Annotated in this window: 18 protein-coding genes; 11 read left to right on the top strand and 7 right to left on the bottom strand. The window is 69.9% G+C overall.

Features of this window, described 5'->3' with window-relative positions; genetic code table 11:
- Positions 1 to 289: 289 nt before the first annotated feature.
- The 4 genes from VA613_RS05360 to VA613_RS05345 form a co-directional block, all read right to left on the bottom strand.
- Positions 290 to 4,318, bottom strand: a complete 4,029-nt coding sequence (locus VA613_RS05360) for a tyrosinase family protein (protein ID WP_324780828.1) — start codon at positions 4,316 to 4,318, stop codon at positions 290 to 292.
- Between the two features lie 276 nt (positions 4,319 to 4,594).
- Positions 4,595 to 5,017 carry a rhodanese-like domain-containing protein gene (locus tag VA613_RS05355; RefSeq protein WP_324780827.1) on the bottom strand — a complete coding sequence of 141 codons (423 nt, stop codon included), beginning with the start codon at positions 5,015 to 5,017 and terminating at the stop codon, positions 4,595 to 4,597.
- A gap of 103 nt (positions 5,018 to 5,120) precedes the next feature.
- Positions 5,121 to 5,513 carry an HIT family protein gene (locus VA613_RS05350; protein ID WP_324780826.1) on the bottom strand — a complete coding sequence of 131 codons (393 nt, stop codon included), beginning with the start codon at positions 5,511 to 5,513 and terminating at the stop codon, positions 5,121 to 5,123.
- Between the two features lie 106 nt (positions 5,514 to 5,619).
- On the bottom strand, positions 5,620 to 6,534 hold the full coding sequence (locus VA613_RS05345) for a LysR family transcriptional regulator (protein ID WP_324780825.1): 915 nt from the start codon (positions 6,532 to 6,534) through the stop codon (positions 5,620 to 5,622).
- A 120-nt stretch (positions 6,535 to 6,654) separates the two neighbouring features.
- Here VA613_RS05345 and VA613_RS05340 point away from each other — a divergent pair, with 120 nt between their 5' ends.
- The 9 genes from VA613_RS05340 (at position 6,655) to VA613_RS05300 (ending at position 14,052) form a co-directional block, all read left to right on the top strand.
- Positions 6,655 to 7,278 carry a YceI family protein gene (locus VA613_RS05340; RefSeq protein ID WP_324780824.1) on the top strand — a complete coding sequence of 208 codons (624 nt, stop codon included), beginning with the start codon at positions 6,655 to 6,657 and terminating at the stop codon, positions 7,276 to 7,278.
- 33 nt (positions 7,279 to 7,311) lie between these two features.
- On the top strand, positions 7,312 to 7,887 hold the full coding sequence (locus tag VA613_RS05335) for a YceI family protein (protein ID WP_324780823.1): 576 nt from the start codon (positions 7,312 to 7,314) through the stop codon (positions 7,885 to 7,887).
- A 22-nt stretch (positions 7,888 to 7,909) separates the two neighbouring features.
- Positions 7,910 to 8,710: a dioxygenase family protein gene (locus VA613_RS05330; RefSeq protein ID WP_324780822.1), complete on the top strand. Its 801-nt coding sequence runs from the start codon at positions 7,910 to 7,912 to the stop codon at positions 8,708 to 8,710.
- 21 nt (positions 8,711 to 8,731) lie between these two features.
- Entirely contained in the window at positions 8,732 to 9,823 is a 1,092-nt protein-coding gene (locus tag VA613_RS05325) for an NADH:flavin oxidoreductase/NADH oxidase (RefSeq protein ID WP_407702868.1), read from the top strand.
- Positions 9,820 to 10,497: an esterase gene (gene ypfH / locus VA613_RS05320; RefSeq protein ID WP_324780820.1), complete on the top strand. Its 678-nt coding sequence runs from the start codon at positions 9,820 to 9,822 to the stop codon at positions 10,495 to 10,497. Before VA613_RS05325 ends, ypfH begins: the two co-directional genes overlap by 4 nt.
- Positions 10,452 to 12,071: an MFS transporter gene (locus tag VA613_RS05315; protein ID WP_324780819.1), complete on the top strand. Its 1,620-nt coding sequence runs from the start codon at positions 10,452 to 10,454 to the stop codon at positions 12,069 to 12,071. The genes ypfH and VA613_RS05315 overlap by 46 nt, the downstream gene beginning before the upstream one ends.
- A 97-nt stretch (positions 12,072 to 12,168) precedes the next feature.
- On the top strand, positions 12,169 to 12,486 hold the full coding sequence (locus tag VA613_RS05310) for a cupredoxin domain-containing protein (protein ID WP_324780818.1): 318 nt from the start codon (positions 12,169 to 12,171) through the stop codon (positions 12,484 to 12,486).
- A 4-nt stretch (positions 12,487 to 12,490) separates the two neighbouring features.
- Positions 12,491 to 13,309, top strand: coding sequence for an FTR1 family iron permease (locus VA613_RS05305; RefSeq protein ID WP_324780817.1), 819 nt, complete (start codon positions 12,491 to 12,493; stop codon positions 13,307 to 13,309).
- 11 nt (positions 13,310 to 13,320) lie between these two features.
- Complete coding sequence (locus VA613_RS05300; RefSeq protein ID WP_324780816.1) at positions 13,321 to 14,052, top strand: hypothetical protein; 732 nt, start codon at positions 13,321 to 13,323, stop codon at positions 14,050 to 14,052.
- 85 nt (positions 14,053 to 14,137) lie between these two features.
- Here VA613_RS05300 and VA613_RS05295 read toward each other — a convergent pair whose 3' ends face one another.
- Together VA613_RS05295 and VA613_RS05290 are read right to left on the bottom strand one after the other, a co-directional pair.
- Positions 14,138 to 14,884: an RES family NAD+ phosphorylase gene (locus tag VA613_RS05295; protein WP_324780815.1), complete on the bottom strand. Its 747-nt coding sequence runs from the start codon at positions 14,882 to 14,884 to the stop codon at positions 14,138 to 14,140.
- Positions 14,885 to 15,247, bottom strand: coding sequence for an MbcA/ParS/Xre antitoxin family protein (locus VA613_RS05290; protein ID WP_324780814.1), 363 nt, complete (start codon positions 15,245 to 15,247; stop codon positions 14,885 to 14,887).
- A 160-nt stretch (positions 15,248 to 15,407) separates the two neighbouring features.
- Between VA613_RS05290 and VA613_RS05285 the strand changes: the two genes are divergently transcribed.
- Both VA613_RS05285 and VA613_RS05280 read left to right on the top strand, forming a co-directional pair.
- Complete coding sequence (locus tag VA613_RS05285) at positions 15,408 to 15,662, top strand: DUF504 domain-containing protein (protein ID WP_324780813.1); 255 nt, start codon at positions 15,408 to 15,410, stop codon at positions 15,660 to 15,662.
- A gap of 44 nt (positions 15,663 to 15,706) precedes the next feature.
- Positions 15,707 to 16,348: a phosphoribosyltransferase gene (locus VA613_RS05280; protein ID WP_324780812.1), complete on the top strand. Its 642-nt coding sequence runs from the start codon at positions 15,707 to 15,709 to the stop codon at positions 16,346 to 16,348.
- 1 nt (position 16,349) lies between these two features.
- Here the strand turns inward: VA613_RS05280 and VA613_RS05275 are convergent, their stop codons facing one another.
- Positions 16,350 to 17,555: an efflux RND transporter periplasmic adaptor subunit gene (locus VA613_RS05275; RefSeq protein WP_324780811.1), complete on the bottom strand. Its 1,206-nt coding sequence runs from the start codon at positions 17,553 to 17,555 to the stop codon at positions 16,350 to 16,352.
- Position 17,556 lies beyond the last annotated feature (1 nt).

Below are 17,556 nucleotides of genomic sequence, written 5' to 3'. Positions count from 1 at the left end.
GGCAACCAGGAGTAAATATACATCCTGAATACATGTTAAGCAAAGCGGAGCATTCGACGCCTGCGCTCGATACGCGTCGCTCTGGCATCACAGCGGCGAAGGCATGGCGGCGACGAACGTCCCGCGCCTTCCCACCCTGCGGGCCTGCTCCGCCGGAGTCCTTCGCTTTCTCCCGGAATGACCGGAAGCGCCCTCTGCGAGCCCGATACGAAGCGCCTCGCGGCGAGGCGAGGCGCTTTTGCTTCGTGCCCGGCGTGACGATTCGTGATTGGGCGCTCTCGCTGGATCGCTAGGCGAAAAGAACCCCTGAAGATGGCGAGTCGACGACGGGGATCGTGAAAAGCTCCTCGTACGTATGCGGGCAGCCGGGAATCGCTTCGATGCGCAGGATGTCCGAGACCTTCTTGTTCATCAGGGCCGTCGGCTGGAGATCGTCCGTCAGGTTCGACGGCTGCACGCTCCCGTTCGTGATGGCCTGGTAGTCGGCCCAGAGCTTGTCGATGAAGCAGTGGTGCATCCAGAACACGGGGTCCGATACCGCCCGGGTCGGGTCGGCCATGTCGCCGCCGACGGCGCCATGCACCAGGTTGTGAAGGTTGAGTTCGAGGGTGCGCTGGAACTGGGTGTAGTTGCGGCTCGCGATGGCGCTGCGCCACCACGCCTGGATGTCGCCCTGGCTCGGAATGCCGTTCGCGTCGAAGTTCCGCCCGTTGTTGGGGAAATTGGCGGGGAGGTTCGTCGTCAGCTCCACCGGCAGCGACCGGAAGTGGTACCAATCCCAATACGGAATCGTGACGTTCGGATCGACGGCCTGAAGCGCGTCTTCGAATGCGCACAGGAAGCCGCGGTGCCAGCTCAGGAAGTTCGTGCCGCGGCTGAGCGGCATGTTCATGGCATCGAAGGTCGAGTGCGCCTCCCAGTCGTTCGGCGTGTTGGCGGTCGCCGCGGCGGCGCCGCGGTTGAAGGCGTCGGCATGCGTCGCGACGAACGGGGCGTATTTCCCGTTGGCGATCAGCTGGCTCACCGCCGCCTTGAACCGGTTCCATTCGGCGGGCAGCAGGTTGGCCGCATTCTTTCGCAGCGGCACGCCACCGGAACCGGCCTGGCGGTGGCGCTGCGCGAACGAAAACAGCCCGTCGAAATCCGACGAATCGATCACGGCGAGCGCAGACGAGCCGGAGACGTTGCTGGCGAACGCGAGCCCTCGATCCGCGAGATCGGACGCCGAACTGCCGACCCCGCCCCACAGGGAGCGGTCGAATGCGGCCTGCTCGTTGCTGCTGGATGGCGCTGCCGCGCCGCCGGCGCCGCCCCCGCCGCCTGCGCCGGACCCGCCGCCGCCGACGCTTCCGCCGGAGCCGCCGCCACCCGCACCGCCGCCTCCGCCGGATTGACCGCCGGCCGCGTTGATCGCAGGCGAGCCGCCGCCTGCGCCGGATGCCCCGCCGACGCCCCGGTCGTCCATGCTCTTGCCGTGGTTGATGCGCGCGCCCTCGCCGGAGATGCCGGAGACCGAGCCGCCCCCGCCCCCCGCCGGCACGCCGGTCGCGGCCGACATCGCGCTCTTCGCCAGGTCGGCGGCGATCTGCCCCATCGAAACGGCCTTCTGCGCCTCGGTGCGCATGTTGGCGCTCGCGATCTGCCCGGCGTCGGTGGCCGCCTGCGCGGTCTCCTGGATGCCGGTGCGCACGAGCCCCTGCGTCCCCGCCAGCCCGCTCATGTCGCGGAACATGTTGCCCGACGCGACGGCGCCGAGAACGGCGCCGACCCCGGCGGGATTCGGCAGCGACGTCGGGTTGACGATGTTCAGCACCGGCGGGCTCAACTGCCCGGGCGTGAGATTCTCGGCCTGCGCGCGGCTTCCGGTATCGACCGGCGCGATCTCCGTCGGCTGCATCGGGATCGGCGAATCCTGCCAGTTCCAGAAGCGCGTGATGTCGAGTTTTTCGGCGCTGTTCGAGCGCCCGAGGACGGCCTCGGCGAATACGCCATTGGTCGGGATGGGGATCACGCGCGTATCGCGCGGCATGATCACGCGCTCCCCCTCGGCGGCGAGGACGCCGCGCTGGGTCAGCAGTTGCTGCCACTTCAGCTCGTTGCCGCCGTCGAACACGCCGCTGCCTTCGTCGTAGTCGACCGGCGCGCGCAACACCATGAAGTTGCCCGCGACGCGAAGCGGCTTGGGCTCCACCTGGTCGATCACCGGGCGGCCGTTGAGCGTGTACCGCGACAGCAGCAGCACGAGCGCCGCGGAGTCCAGCGAACTCAGGACCGCGCTGGTGTAGTGCGCGCGATTGGCGCTCAGGTGGGCGAGCAGTTCCTTCCTGCGGTCTTCCTGGTCGGAGTGGAAGCTGACCACCTTGGCGATCGCCGTTCCCACGTTGATGGGAATCGCCGGCGCCGAGAAGCGCCGGCCAAGATAGGCGCACTGCAGCGTCACCGTTCCGCTGGCGTCGCTGCCGTCGGGGCGGGCGCAGGACAGCGCTTCCAGTTCGCCCAGCCGGGTTCCGGCCGGGAGATCGACGCGGCCGTTGACGACGGTGAGGTCCTGGGGGCCGCCGGCCGCATCGGCGCGATCGAGCCGTGCGCTGCTGATCGTCACGCGGTCGAAGGTCAGGGACAGGACCTCGGTGTCGTCCGGAAAGAACAGCGAGTCCGAATCCGGCCGCACGATGGGGCGTGCCACGAAGCGCGACGCCAGCGCGATGCGCGTCGCATCCCACGTGCGCACCGGAAGCGCCGCGGCGACGGCGGGTTCCGCGGCCGCCGGTCCGGCGGCGCCCGCCGCCGCCAGCAAGGGGGCGGCTGTCTCGGCGACGCGCGCGATGCGCATCGTTCCGAATGCCTTCGCGATCTCGGGCCGCAGCGACGGGACATACACGGGCGTGCCTTCCGGCTTGATCTCGACGGCGGTCGTGTCGTCGATCAGCAGCTGCCGGGCCCGGACATTGAGCGCCGCGCGCAGCAGCGCGCCGCGGAAACGCTCGACCCAGTCATAGGCATCCGGCGCCGTGAAGTCCATCAGCTCGAAGGGAATGAACATCACGCGGTCGGCCTGGTGGAGCGCAGTCTCCACCCGGTAGATCTGCACGATCTCGTAGTACTGCACGGTGAGCGCGTGCATGTGGTTGTAGTTCGCGACGATGCGCGTGCTGACCGACTCGTGCTCGGATTGCGAGACCTCGCGCACCGCGGATGCCCGGCGGTTGCGGACGTTCGTCGAATGCTGCTCGGTGCGGTCGTTGATGTTCTGGGCCATGTTTGCCGTGACCGAGCGGTTGCCCATCGACCACGACGAGGACTCGGCCGACGAGGTCGTCGTCGCGGACTGGCGCGACACGGACGCGTCGCCGCTGGCCCACAGGCTGGTGAGCAGCCCGGTGCCGATCGCGGCCTGTTCGGCATCGCTCGTCGTGGTCGAGGTCGCGTGCGAGGTCGAGCCGCCTTCCTGCATCTCGCTGGCCACGGCGTTCTGCACCTCGCTGATCGCCCGCGCATGCGAGGTGGCCGAGTCGAGCTGCTCGCTCTCGGCGACGGCTTCCGATGCGGTCGCGGAGGTGCGGCGATTCCAGTCGATCACCGCAATGCGCGTCGCCTCGCCGGGAGCCAGCGCGAGCGAATGCAGCAGGTGCCCGAGCGTCGTTCCCTGCGCGTACCAGGACTGCGAGTAGTTGAGCATGGCGCCAATGGCAATTTTCGTGAATCCGCTCTTCACGTCGACCGCCGGCTTGAGCGAGACCGCGCCGTCCAGCGGGACCATGCCGTCCTGGGCGTTCTCGTTCATCTGCAGCATGACGAGCGTGCTGTAGTACACCCGCTCGGTCGGGCTGTCCCCGAAGCGGGGGCGCAGCAGTTCGGTCTGGATCTCGTCGACCGTCTGCTCGCCGCCGGCCGACTCGACGATCAGCGAACGGGCGAACGCCTGCGGCGGCCAGAGCGCAAAGTCCCGGATCGTATCGACGTCGAGCGCGGCCTTGAGCGCCGCCGCCTGCGCGGCGGTCAGCCCGCGGAGCGCCTCGATCCCGAGGTCGCCGACCTGGTCGAGCGGGCCGACGACGGTCCCGGGCTGCAGCCAGTCGGTCGGAACGACGCCGAGCCGCGCGGTGAGCTGGTCGCCGCGGGCCGCCCCCGCGGCTGCCCGCGCATTGGCGAAGACCCACGATGCGCCGAGATCGAAAACCGTGGCGATTCCAATGTCGGCGAGTGCGCTGGCGGCAGCGGCGGTCACCCCCAGCAGCACGCCGGTGCCCTCCTTCAGCAGCTCCGGCAACGTGAGATCGGCCTTGTCATGACGCACGAAATCCGCGAACGCTTGCATTGCTGTCCCTCCTCCGGTCGCTGCGAACCGCAGCCGTGGAAACAGCTTAGGAGGCGGGTTGTGGATTGCCATACAACTTTAGTTGTAGGCGGCGGCCCATGGGCGGCGCGCGGGGCGGCGCGCCCGCGCTCCCCCGAGCCGCCTGCCCGCGCCCGGTCCGCACCGTTCACGAAGGGCGCGGCCGATGAGTCACATGACAGGCTGTTTCAATTGATGTCTTTGAGGCGAGCCCAACGGCCTCGTGCGGCCCGGGCTCGGGAGGGAGCCCGCCGGCGATCAGTAGTTGGCTTCCTGCTCCTGCGGCAGGCCGTCGGCGACCCAGCGCGTGTAGCCGCCTTCCATGTTCAGCACGTTCTTGAAGCCCATCATCTGCAGCACGGCGGCTGCCATGGCGGAACGGCCGCTGGTGGCGCAGTAGACGACGACCTGGCGGTCGCGCGCGGCGGCCAGCTCGGGCAGGTGCTTGGGATAGGCGGGATCGGCGGCGGCCTCGATGAGGCCGCGCGGCACCAGGTGCGCGCCCTTGATGTGGCCGCCCTGGAATTCGCCGGGCTCGCGCACGTCGAGGAGCAGCAGGTCTTCCTTGGCAGTGAGCTTGTCCTGCAGGACCTGGGGGGAGATTTCCCTGGTGCAGGCCTTGGCGGCGCGGACGAAGTCCATCAGGCCCATGGGCTGTTCGGGTTTGAAGGTGTTGTACATGCGAAGGGCTCCAGGTCAGGTGGTCGGAAAAACGTGCAAATTCGAAAAATAGCAGATCGGGTGCGCCCGTACACCGTCCCCGCTCGCCCGGCAGGAAGCCGGCTCAGGCCCAGTACTTGGCCTTGTCCGGCAGGATCCAGCGCACGCCGCCGCGCGGGTCTTCCTTGTCGCCGCGATAGCGCGGAATGAGGTGGATGTGCAGGTGCGGCACGCTCTGGCCGCCAGCCTGGCCGTGGTTGATGCCGATGTTGTAGCCGTCGGGCTGGTGCAGCCGGTCCAGCACCTCCTTGGCCTGCGCCAGCATCCCGAACAGCGCGAGCTGCTCGGCTTCGGTCGCCTCGAACAGGGTCGCGAAGTGGCGGCGCGGGATGATGACGGTGTGTCCCAGCGAGACCGGGAAACCGTCGCGGTAGGCGACGGCCCGTTCGTCCTCGGCGACGATGCGGTGCGGCTCGAGCACGCAGAAGGGGCAGGGTTTGGCGGCGGCTTGGTTCATGCGGAGGGTCGTGGGTGTCGTTGCGAAGGGCGTCGGGCGGCGGCATGCCGCCTTGCGGCGCGGCCAGAGTGTCGCATCCCGGCCGCCGCTTGGCCAGTCCGCCTGCCTACTCGCGCGGCAGGATCGCGTCCCACGGCGGGCTGGCGCCGATGCGCTGCGCCAGGTAATCGACCAGGGTCCGCACGCGGTGCGGAACGTAGCGGTTGCTCGGGAAGACCGCGTAGATGCCGAGCTCCGGCATCCGGAATGGCGGCAGCAGGATCTCCAGCTGGCGCTCGCGCACCGCGGTTTCGGCGACGAAGGTCGGCAGGGTGACGATGCCGAGCCCGGCGACCGCCGCGGCCAGCAGGGCATCGCCGCTGTTGGCCTGCAGCCGCCCGGCGACCGGAAACCACTGCGTCTTGCCGTCGATGACGAAGGGCCAGCTCGAGCGCTCGTCGAGCACGTAGCCGAAGCATTCGTGGCGGATCAGCTCGCGCGGGTGGCGCGGCCGGCCGTGGCGCTTCACGTAATCCGGCGCGGCGAGCACGACGCCGCGGCTGCTGCCGATCTTGCGCGCGACGTCGCCCGGCTCGAGGCGGTCGGCGATGCGGATGGCGAGGTCGAAGCCGCCTTCGATCAGGTTGGCGCGGCGGTCGCTGAACTCCAGCGCGAACGAGATCTCCGGGTTGGCCCGCATGAAATCGCCGAACATCGGCATCAGCTGGCGGATGCCGAAGGAAAACGGCAGCGTGATGCGGAGATGGCCGCGCGGCGCCTGGCTGTCCTCGGTCAGGCCGGCCTCGGCGGCGTCGACCAGGCCGAGGATTTCGCGGCATTGCTCGAGATAGGTCGCGCCGGCGGACGTCAGGCTGAGCCGCCGCGTGCTGCGCGCCAGGAGCTTGGTGCCGAGATGGGCCTCGAGCGCCGCCACCTGCCGCGTCACCACCGAGCGCGCCACGTTCATCTGCTGCGCCACGGCGGAAAAGCTGCCCAGCTCGGCGACGCGGACGAACAGGCGCATGCTGTCGAGTCGATCCATGCCTTCCTCCCCAATTGTTGCTGAAGTAGCAACAATAATTTGCAAAATGTAGCCTATTTATTCGCGTGCCGGGCGCATACAGTGAACTCATCGCGGCTCCCCGCACTCTGGAGTTCATCCATGCACCCCGACGCCAATCCCGCCACCGTTCCCCACGCTCCGCATCCGCGCGCCCGCCGCACGGTGGCGCTCGCCGGCCTCGCGGCCCTGCTGCTGGCAGGCGCCGTCCAGGCGGCCGAGTTCAACCGCCTGCTGCCCGACAAGAGCGCGATCGGATTTGGCTACAGGCAGATGAACGTGCCGATGGAGGGCCGCTTCAGCCGCTTCGGCGGCACCATCCGCTTCGACCCCGCCAGTCCGGCGGCCGCGCAGGCGCAGATCGCCATCGAACTCGCCAGCATCGACACCGGATTCCCCGAGGGCAACGACGAGGTGGGTGGCAAGTTGTGGTTCGACATCCGGCAGTTCCCGCAGGCGCGCTTCGTCTCGACCTCGGTCAAGCCGCTCGGCAACAACCGCTTTCAGGTGACCGGCAAGATGACGATCAAGGGCCGCACGCACGACGCGACGGCGCCGGCCACCTTCCGCCAGGAGGGCAGCCTGGGCGTGTTCGAAGGCAGCTTCGTGCTGAAGCGCGCCGACTACGGCATCGGCGAAGGCATGTGGGCCGATTTCGGCACCGTCGCCAACGAGGTGCAGATCCGTTTCAGGCTGGTTGCCGCGGCGGCAGCCGGCAAGCAGTAGTTGCAGCCGTTCCCATTCACCCAGGAGACCCCCATGAAGAAACTCGCCCTCGCCCTCGCCTTCGCTTCCTTTGCCGCCACGGCCTTCGCCGCGCCGGTCACCTACGTCATCGACCCGACGCACACGCAGCCGCGCTTCGAGTACAACCACTTCGGCTATTCCAACCAGGTGCACAGCTTCGACAAGACCAGCGGCACGATCGTCTACGACGCGCAGGCCAAGACCGGCTCGGTCGACGTCACCATCGACGCCACGTCGGTGAACACCGGCTACGCGCTGCTGAACCAGCACATCCAGGACGAGGACTTCTTCGACACCGCGAAGTACCCGACGATCACGTTCAAGTCGACCGCGGTGAAATTCCAGGGCGACAAGGTGGTCGCCGTCGACGGCAACCTGACGATCAAGGGCGTCACCAAGCCGGTGACGCTCACCGTGACCTCGTTCCAGGCGATGCCGCATCCGATCATGAAGAAGGACGCGATCGGCGCCAACGCGGTGACGCACATCAAGCGCACCGAATTCAACATGGGCAAGTATGCGCCCTACGTGTCCGACGACGTGACGCTCGAAATCCCGGTCGAGGCGGTCGCGGTCGGCAAGGAATAAGCCGCCAGGAAAGGCCGCCGCCATGTCCGCTCGCATGCCCGTCGTGTTCGTGTCGCACGGCGCTCCCGACGCCCTGCTGAAGGCGCCCGAGACCGTCGCCTGCTGGCGCCGCATCGGCACGGAAGTCCCGGCGCCGAAGGCGATCCTGGCGGTCTCGGCGCACTGGGAAGCGCGCCTGCCGACCGCAAGCCTCGCCGGCGCGCCGGAGACGATCCACGACTTCTCGGGCTTCGCGCCGGCGCTGCACGCGATGCGCTACCCCGCGCCCGGCGCGCCGGGGCTCGCCGAGCGTGCGATCGCGCTGCTGACCGCCGCCGGCATCGCGGCGGAACTGCACCCCAGCCGCGGGCTCGACCACGGCGCCTGGGTGCCGCTGTCGGCGATGGTGCCGGAGGCCAACGTGCCCGTCACGCAGCTCTCGCTGGCGCGCCATGCGGGACCGGCGGCTCACCTCGCGCTGGGCCGGGCGCTGGCCCCGCTGCGCGACGAGGGCGTGCTGCTCCTCGCCAGCGGTTCGATCACCCACAATTTCGACTGGCTGCACGGGCAGGAGACGGGCGATCCTCCCCCACTGCCGGAAGCGCAGGCCTTCGCCGACTGGCTGGCCGGACGCGCAGCCGCCGGCGACGTCGCGGCGATGCTCGACTATCGCAACACGCCGCAAGGCGCGGCGGCGCACCCCAGCGAGGAGCACTTCCTGCCGTTCTTCGTCGCCCTCGGCGCGGCGGCGGGCGAGCGGCCGGCGCGCCTCCGGCCGCCGTTCACGTATGGCGGCCTGGCGATGGATGCCTACGTGTGGCCGTCTTCAACGCTCGAACCCTGACCGGAGGCCTCCCCCGTGAGCATGCTGTTTTCCCCCGTTTCTCTCGGCACGCTGACCCTGCGCAACCGCATCGTGATCTCGCCGATGTGCCAATACTCGGCCGATGCCGGACGCGCCACCGACTGGCATCTGATCCACCTCGGCCACCTGGCGCTGTCCGGTGCCGGGCTGATGTTCATCGAGGCCACGGCCGTCGCCCCCGAAGGGCGCATCTCGCCCGACGATCTCGGCCTGTGGTCGGACGACACCGAAGCGGCGCTGGCACAAGTCCTCGAATCGGTGCGCCGCCACGCGTCGACGCCGATCGCGATCCAGCTCGCGCACGCCGGCCGCAAGGCTTCCACCGCCGCACCGTGGGCAGGCGGGCAGCAGCTCGCGCCGGACCAGGGCGGCTGGCAGACGCTGGCGCCCTCCGCGCTGCCCTTCGACGCCACCGAGTTGCCGCCGCTCGCGCTCGACGAGGCCGGGCTCGCGCGCATCCGCGATGCCTTCGTGGACGCGGCGCGCCGCGCCCACCGGCTCGGCCTCGACGCGATCGAGCTGCACGCCGCGCACGGCTACCTGCTGCACCAGTTCCTGTCGCCGCTGTCGAACCGGCGCGACGACCGCTACGGCGGCACGCTGGAGAACCGCATGCGCTTCCCGCTCGAAGTCTTCGACGCGGTGCGCGCCGTGCTGCCGGCCGGCTTCCCGCTGGGCGTGCGGATTTCCGCGACCGACTGGGTCGACGGCGGCTGGGACCTCGAGCAGAGCGTCGCCTTCGCGCGCGAGCTGCAGCGCCGCGGCTGCGCCTTCATCGACGTATCCAGCGGCGGCCTGTCGCCGCTGCAGCAGATCGCGGTCGGACCGGGCTACCAGGTGCCGTTCGCGGAACGCATCCGCCACGAAGCCGGCATGCCCACGATCACCGTGGGCCTCATCACCGAAGCGGCACAGGCCGAGGCCATCGTCGCCGGCGGCCAGGCCGACCTCGTCGCGCTCGCGCGCGGCATGCTGTACGACCCGCGCTGGCCCTGGCATGCGGCGGCCGAGCTGGGTGCGCAGGTCGAGGCGCCGAAGCAGTACTGGCGCTCGCAGCCGCGGCCGTTCGCCAAGCTGTTCAGGCAGGGATGACGGCGGGGCGCTTCCACGGCATCGAACGCCTGCCGGCGCACGGCCCGGTCGCGCAGCTGTTCGTCCTGCTGCACGGCGCGGGCGGGCAGCCGGCCGACCTGCTGCCGCTCGTCGACGCCTTGCGGCGCCGCTATCCGCAGGCCGCCTTCCTGCTGCCCGAAGGCAGCGTGTCGCACGACGCCGGCGCGCACGGCCGCCAGTGGTTCCCGCTCGAAGGCCTCAGCGACGACAACCGTGCCGCACGGGTGGCGGCGGTGCTGCCCGCGCTTCACGCGCTGCTGCAGGACGCACAGGCGCGCCTCAAGGTGATGCAGCCCGACATCGCGCTGGTCGGCTTCTCGCAGGGCGCCACGCTGGCGCTCGAATACGCGATCGCGCACGACGGCGGCGTCGGCCGCGTGCTCGCGTTCGGCGGGCGCTTCGCGACGCTGCCCGAGCGCGCGCCCGAGTTCACGACCTTCCATCTGCTGCACGGCGAGGACGACGCCGTCATCCCGGTCGCGCACGCCCATGCGGCGTACGACCGTCTTTCGCAGCTGCGCGGCGACGCCACGCTGGACGTCGCCTCGACGGTCGGCCACGCACTCCATCCGGCCCTCGTCGAGCGCGCGCTGGTTCGCCTGCAGACGTGCATCCCGCTGCGGACCTGGAAGCGGGCGCTCGACAGCGCATGAGCGTCGCCTCGCCCTGGGCCCCGCTGCGCAACCGCATGTTCCGCATGCTGTGGCTCGCGTCGGTCGCGTCGAACATCGGTACCTGGATGCACGAGGTCGGCGCGGGCTGGCTGATGACCTCGCTCGCGCCCAGCCCGCTGATGGTCGCGCTCGTGCAGGCGGCCACCTCCGCCCCGGTGTTCCTGCTGGCGCTGCCCGCCGGCGCGCTGGCCGACATCGTCGACCGGCGGCGCTACCTGATCGCATCGCAGCTGTGGATGCTGGCCATGGCGGGCACGCTCGGCGCGCTCACGCTGGCCGGCCTGACCACGGCGCCGCTGCTGCTGCTGTTCACGTTCGCACTGGGCGTCGGCAACGCCATGATGACGCCGGCCTGGAGCGCGATCACGCCGGAACTCGTGGCGCGCCACGAACTGCCGGCCGCGGTCGGGCTCGGCTCGATGGGCATGAACGTCGCGCGCGCGGTCGGCCCTGCGCTGGCCGGCGTCATCGTCGCCGCGGCCGGCCCCGGCGCGGTGTTCGTGCTCAACGCGTTGTCTTTCCTCGCGGTCATCGTCGCCCTGCAGCGCTGGCAACGCGAGACGCAGCCAGCCGGCCTGCCGGCCGAACGGCTGGTCGGCGCCCTGCGCGCCGGCCTGCGCTATGCGCGCCATTCGCCCGAACTGATCGCGGTCGCCGTGCGCGGCGTCGCCTTCTTCATCTTCGCCAGCGCCTCCTGGGCGCTGCTGCCGCTGATCGTCCGCCAGGAGCTGCAGCGCGGGCCGGGCACCTACGGCGTGTTCCTGGCGTGCCTGGGCGCCGGCGCGACCGCCGGCGCCCTGCTGCTGCCGCGACTGCATGCCGGGATGTCGCGCGACCGCATCGTCGCCGGTGCGACCCTGCTCTATGCCGCGGCGATGCTCGCGCTCGCCCACAGCGGAAGCGTGCTCGCCGCGGGCGGCGCCATGCTGCTCGCCGGCCTGGCCTGGATCAGCGTCGTCTCCTCGCTGATGACCGCGGCGCAGACCGCGCTGCCGCGCTGGGTGCGCGCACGCGGCCTGGCGCTGTTCTGGGTCGTCTACATGGGCGGCATGGCGGGCGGCAGCGCGCTGTGGGGGCAGCTCGCCTCGTGGACCGGCATTCCCGGCGCCCTCAGCGTGGCCGCCGCGGGCATCGTCGCCGGGATCTTCGTCACGCGGCGCTGGCCGATCGGGCGTCACGATTCCGTCGACCTGTCACCGTCGCTCGTCTGGCCGACGCCGCTCGGGGCCGACCAGGTCGGACGCGAGCGCGGGCCGGTCATGGTCACGATCGAATACCGCATCGATCCGGCGCGCAGCGCGGAATTCGCCCGCGCGCTGCAGCAGGTGCGCACGATCCGGCGCCGCGACGGCGCCTTCATGTGGGAGCTGTTCGCGGACGTCGAGCAGCCCGGCCGCATGGTCGAATGCTTCATGGTCGAGTCCTGGGTCGAGCATCTGCGGCAACACGAACGCGTGACGGTCGCCGACCGCGAAGTGCTCGAACGGCCGCTCGCGTTCCACCTCGACGGCGAGCGCCCGCGCGTGACCCATCTCGTCGCCGGGCACGCGTAGCCGGGGGCGGCTGCGCCACGCAAAAAAAATGCTTGCACATCTAAATAAGAACGATTATCGTTATAACTCCCTGTTAGAAAGTTGCTCCGGAGAGTCCATGAAAGCCCTCGTATTCGCCTGCCTGATGCTTCCCGTTGCCGCGATCGCCGCCGATCTCGAAGCCAGCCTGACCATCAGGAACCACCAGTTCTCCCCGGCCGAGCTGAAGGTGCCGGCCGGCAAGAAGATCAAGCTGATCGTGCAGAACCAGGACCCGACGCCCGAGGAATTCGAGAGCCACGAGCTCAACCGCGAAAAGGTCATCGCCGGCAACGGCAAGGCGACGATCTACATCGGCCCGCTGCAGCCCGGGAAATACCCCTTCTTCGGCGAATTCAACGAAAAGACCGCGCGCGGCGTGGTCATCGCGGAGTAAGGCCATGTTCGGCGCGGCCCTCATCGTCTTCCGGGAAAGCCTCGAGGCGGCACTGCTGATCAGCATTGTCGCCGCGGCCACGCGCGGCCTGTCCCGGCGCAATTTCTGGATCGCCGTGGGCATCGCGGCCGGCCTCGCCGGCTCGCTGGTCGTCGCGGGGCTGACCGAGCGCATCGCCGAGCTGGCCGAGGGCAGCGGGCAGGAGCTGTTCAATGCCGCGGTCCTCGGCATCGCCGTCGTGATGCTGGGCTGGCACAACATCTGGATGGCGCGGCACGGCCGCGAGATGGCGGCACAGGCCAAGTCGGTCGGGCACGCGGTAAAGAGCGGCCAGCGCGAGATGTCGGCGCTGGCGATCCTGATCGCCATCGCCGTGCTGCGCGAAGGCTCGGAAACCGCCCTCTTCCTCTACGGCCTCGCCGCCGGCGGCGGCTCCAGCCACGCATCGATGCTGGGCGGCGGCCTCACCGGGCTGGTGGCCGGCGTCGTGGCGGGCTGGGCCCTCTACTCGGGGCTCGCGCGCATCCCGCTGCGCCATTTCTTCACCGTCACCAGCGGCCTCATCCTGCTGCTCGCGGCCGGGCTCGCCGGCCAGATGGCGCGTTTCCTGGTCCAGGGCGACATCGTCCGGCCGCTCGCGACCCCGCTGTGGGACAGCTCGTCGCTGCTGCCGATGGATTCCGTGATCGGCAACGTGCTGCATCTGGTCGCAGGCTACGACGCCCGCCCGAGCGGCATGCAGGTGCTCTTCTACGTCCTGACCTTCCTGATCATCCTCGCCGGGATGCGCTGGAGCCGAACCCTTACCCCCCGAACCGCCTGAAAGGAAACCCGATGAAACTGCAAGCAGCCCTGCTGGCTGCGATGGGCACGCTTTGCCTGTCGCCTGCCTACGCCGGCCCCGCCGACTATGTGTACACGCCCACCGTCGAGAAGGGCGAGAAGGAGATCGACTTCAAGTTCGGCACCGCCGACAACTCGCCGCGCAATTCCGCCGCCAGCCTCGGCTTCGGCTACGGCGCCAACGACTGGTGGTTCACCGAGCTCTACGTGAAATACGCGAAGACCGGCAGCGGCGACGCCAAGTACGACGCCGTCGAATGGGAGAACAAGTTCCAGCTCACCGAGACCGGCAAGTATCCGGTCGACGTCGGCCTGATCACCGAGATCGAGATTCCGCGCGACCGCAACGAGGAAGGCATCGAGGTGCGGGTCGGCCCGCTGTTCCAGACCGAATTCGGCAAGCTGCAGCTGAACGCGAACGTCCTGTTCGAGCACCACTTCGACTCCACCGAATCGAGCACCACCGAGACGGGCTACCAGTGGCAGGTCAAGTACCGCTGGCAGACCGCGTTCGAATACGGCCTGCAGGGCTTCGGCGGCACCGGCCCGTGGAACGACCTCGACGACACCGGCAGCCAGTCCCATCAGGCGGGCCCGGCGGTGTTCGGCAAGTTCGCCGCGGGCGACCACCACTTCATCAAGTACAACGCCGCGTGGCTGTTCGGCATGACCAATGCCGCGGCCGACAATACCTTCCGCATGCAGGTCGAGTACGAGTTCTGAGCCGGCATCACGCGGGCGGGAGACTGCGCGCGCACCACCCTTACCTGGGCCCGCCGCGCTGCGGGCCTTTTTCATGGCCGTCGGTCTATGCCGGCCACGGCAGCCGACCGGCGACCGCGAACAGACCCAGCGGAAAATCATGGACCTCGCGGCCGCGCGCGGCGCGAAAGCGGACGCGCTCGCCGGAGAGTTCGCACAGCCAGGCATCCTGCGAGACGGGGTCCGGCCTCGCCAGCGCGCGCGGCGTGAACAGCGCGACATTGATCCCCGCCTCCGGGTCGCGCGCGGAGACGAACTCGAACGCCTCGATCCCGGCCGCGCGCATCGCGCTGCCGGCTGCCTGGCTGGCATGGTAGTCGGACGGACTGGCGAGCTCCGCGCGGTGGCGATCAAACGGCGGGGCCTGCAGCCGCAGGCCCCGCGCCGTGCGGTAGGCCGCGCCGAACAGGGTGTGCTGCGTGTCGAGCTTGCCGGCCGGCGGCCGCGCCATGCCGTGCCAGAACACGAAGCGATAGTAGGCGGCTTCGGCAAGCACTGTCCTGACCTCGAGCGAGCCATACAGCAGGCTCGGCTCGCTGCGCGTGCCGAAGCGCGAGCCGTGCTTCAACGGCGGATAGCGGAACGGCGTGGCGAGCAGATAGTGCAGCGACTCGCTGCCGCGCCGCAACGGTGGCTTGGTCGCCTCCAGCATGGATTCGAGCAGGGCCTGGCGCTCGAGCGAGCCGACCAGCTGGTTGGTCGCCACCTGTTCCTGGCTTTCCACCAGACGCAGCAGCGTGCCGGCCAGCTCGACCGGCGCCACCTCCGCCACGCGGGCACGCCAGTCGGTCACCTACAGCTTGCCCCGCATCGCGTCGAGATACTCCAGCACCGTGGTGAGTCCCTGCACGGTCTTCACCTGCTCGGCCGGGATGCCGCCGGTGTGCAGGTTCTCGGTCTGCATCCAGTGGCGCATCGGTTCCGGGTGGCCCCCCGTCAGCACGAAGAGCGCGCGGTAGCAGCGGATGAGCAGCAGCGCCAACTCGCCCGCCTTGCTGTCCGGATCGATGCGGCCGCGGCTGATCGCGGTGCGGTCCTTGCCGATGACGGCGCCGAGCTCGGCCTGGCTCATGCCGAGCTGGCGGCCGGCGTTGGCCAGGGCTTCGGCCAGGACGCTGGCGCGGTCGGCGTCGGGGCGGGCGACGGCGAGGCTCATGCGGCCTCCTCGTAGCGGGTGAGCGTGTTCATAATGCACATATTAGACATGATTTGTGTTTTTTGCACATCCGCAAACCGGCGGTGCCGGGTGCCGCCGATTGGCCGCCGGACGCCGATCGCCTAGCATCCGATGACGTTTCCTCGCCGACTACCCCGCCATGATGCCCATCCATGAACTGCTCAACCGGATACGCTGGGACGCGGCGTTCGCGCAAGGTCGCTTCGTGCTGGGCTACTACGACCGCGTCGACGACCGGCTGATCGAAGTCCCGCTCAGCCGCGTGCAGCTGACGCCGGGCGACCACTTCGCCTTCCAGGTCACCGATGCCGACGGCTACACCCACGAAGTCCCGTTCCATCGGGTCAAGTCCGTCCGCAAGGACGGCGAGCTGATCTGGCACCGCGAGCACTGAGCCTGCGGCCGCGCCGGCCTAAGATGAAACAAGGAGGAACCGCCATGATGTTCGCCAACCGCAACCAGGCCGCCGACCGGCTCGCGGTCGCGCTGCAGGCCTACAAGGGGAAGCACCCGCTGATCCTCGCGATCCCGCGCGGGGCAGTGCCGATGGGGCAGCGGCTGGCCGAGGCACTGGGCGGCGAGCTCGACGTGGTGCTGGTGCGCAAGCTGCGCGCCCCGTACAACCCGGAATTCGCGCTCGGCTCGATCGACGAATCGGGCTGGAGCTACATCGCCGACTATGCCGAATCGGCCGGCGGCACCCCGACCTATCTCGCGCAGGAAAAGGCGGCCCAGCTCGACACCATCAAGAAACGGCGCGCGCAGTACACGCCGCTGCGGCCGCCCATCGACCCGGCCGGCCGCATCGTCATCGTCGTCGACGACGGCCTCGCGACGGGTGCCACGATGATCTCGGCACTGCACGCGCTGCGCGCAAAGCAGCCGGCGAAGCTGATCTGCGCGGTGCCGGTGGCGCCGCCCGAGACGGTCCAGAAGATCCGGCCCTACGCCGACGAGGTGGTGTGCCTCGACACGCCGATGTACTTCCAGGCCGTGGGACAGTTCTACGCCGACTTTCCGCAGGTCGACGACGCGGAGGTCATCGACATCCTGCGCCAGGCCGGGCAGCCCAAATCCTGAATCAGGCGCGCGGCGTCACCCGCACGCCGTCCTTGAGCCGGTCGTCGGGATGCGTGATGACGCGCTCCCCCGCCGCCAGCCCCGACAGCACCTGCGTCGCGAGCCCGGCGCGCTGGCCGGTCTCCACCGGCGTCAGCTTCGCGCGGCCGTTCTTCAGCGCGAACACGGCCCAGCCGTTGTTCTGTCGGAACAGCGCGCTGGTCGGCAGTTGCAGCACGTCGCGACCCGACCACAGCACGAAGCGCGCCTCCACGCGATAGCCGTCGCCGAGCCGCGCCCAGGCCTCGCGCGGGGAGGTGAAATCGACGATGACGCGCACCCGCTGCTCCTCGACGCCGAGCGCGGAAATCTTCGTGTAGCCGCTCGGCTCGACCACGCGCACCCGGCCCTGCAGCACGCCTTCGCCGCCCCAGCGGTCGAGCACGACCGGCGCGCCGGGCGCGATCTTCACGGCCTGCGTCGACAGCACCTCGACCTCGACTTCGAGGCTGTCGGGGTCGCCGATCTCGAGCAGCGGCTGGCCCGCCGCCACCGCGCCCTCGTTCTCGTGCAGCACCTTGAGCACGCGCGCGGCGACCGGCGCGCGCACCTCCACCCGATCGGCCGCGCCGCTTTGCAGGCGTGCGGTACTCGCCACCGCCGCGCGCGCCATCTCGAGCTCGAACGCGGCGACCCGGACGGCGTGCTGCGCCGCCTCCTGCGCCGCGACGGCCCGCGTTTCGGCGGTGCGCGCATTGTCGAGCGCCTGCGCCGACACGAAATTGGATTGCCGCAGCGACTCGGCGCGCGCGCGCTCCTGCTGCGCCAGCCGCGCGGCGGCATCGGACGCGCGTGCGTTCTGCCGGGCCGCGGCCAGCGCCGCCTGCGCCGCGCTCACCTGCGCCTGCGCCTGCGCGCGGGTGCGCGGGTCGAGCGCCACCGCACGCGACGGCTCGATCACCGCGAGCGCCTGCCCGGCGCGAACCGCGTCGCCGGCGTCGAACTCGATGCGCCGCGCATAGCCGGCGACCGGCGCCGACACCACGTAGCGCTCCCTCACCCGCGTCTTGCCCTCCTCCTCGACCGTGACTTCGAGCGGTCCGCGCCTGACCTCGGCGACGTCGACCGGCAGCGCGCGCGGCAGGAAACCCCAGACGAGCCCTGCCACGACCACGGCCAGGGTCAGCACCATGCCGAGTCTTCCACCGAGTTTTCCGCGCAGCTGCATG

Origin of the sequence: Thiobacillus sp. SCUT-2 (assembly GCF_035621355.1) — a bacterium.
Taxonomy (GTDB): domain Bacteria; phylum Pseudomonadota; class Gammaproteobacteria; order Burkholderiales; family Thiobacillaceae; genus Thiobacillus; species Thiobacillus sedimenti.
Note: the sequence above shows the minus strand (reverse complement) of the source record. Positions and strands in the feature narration are given on the sequence as shown.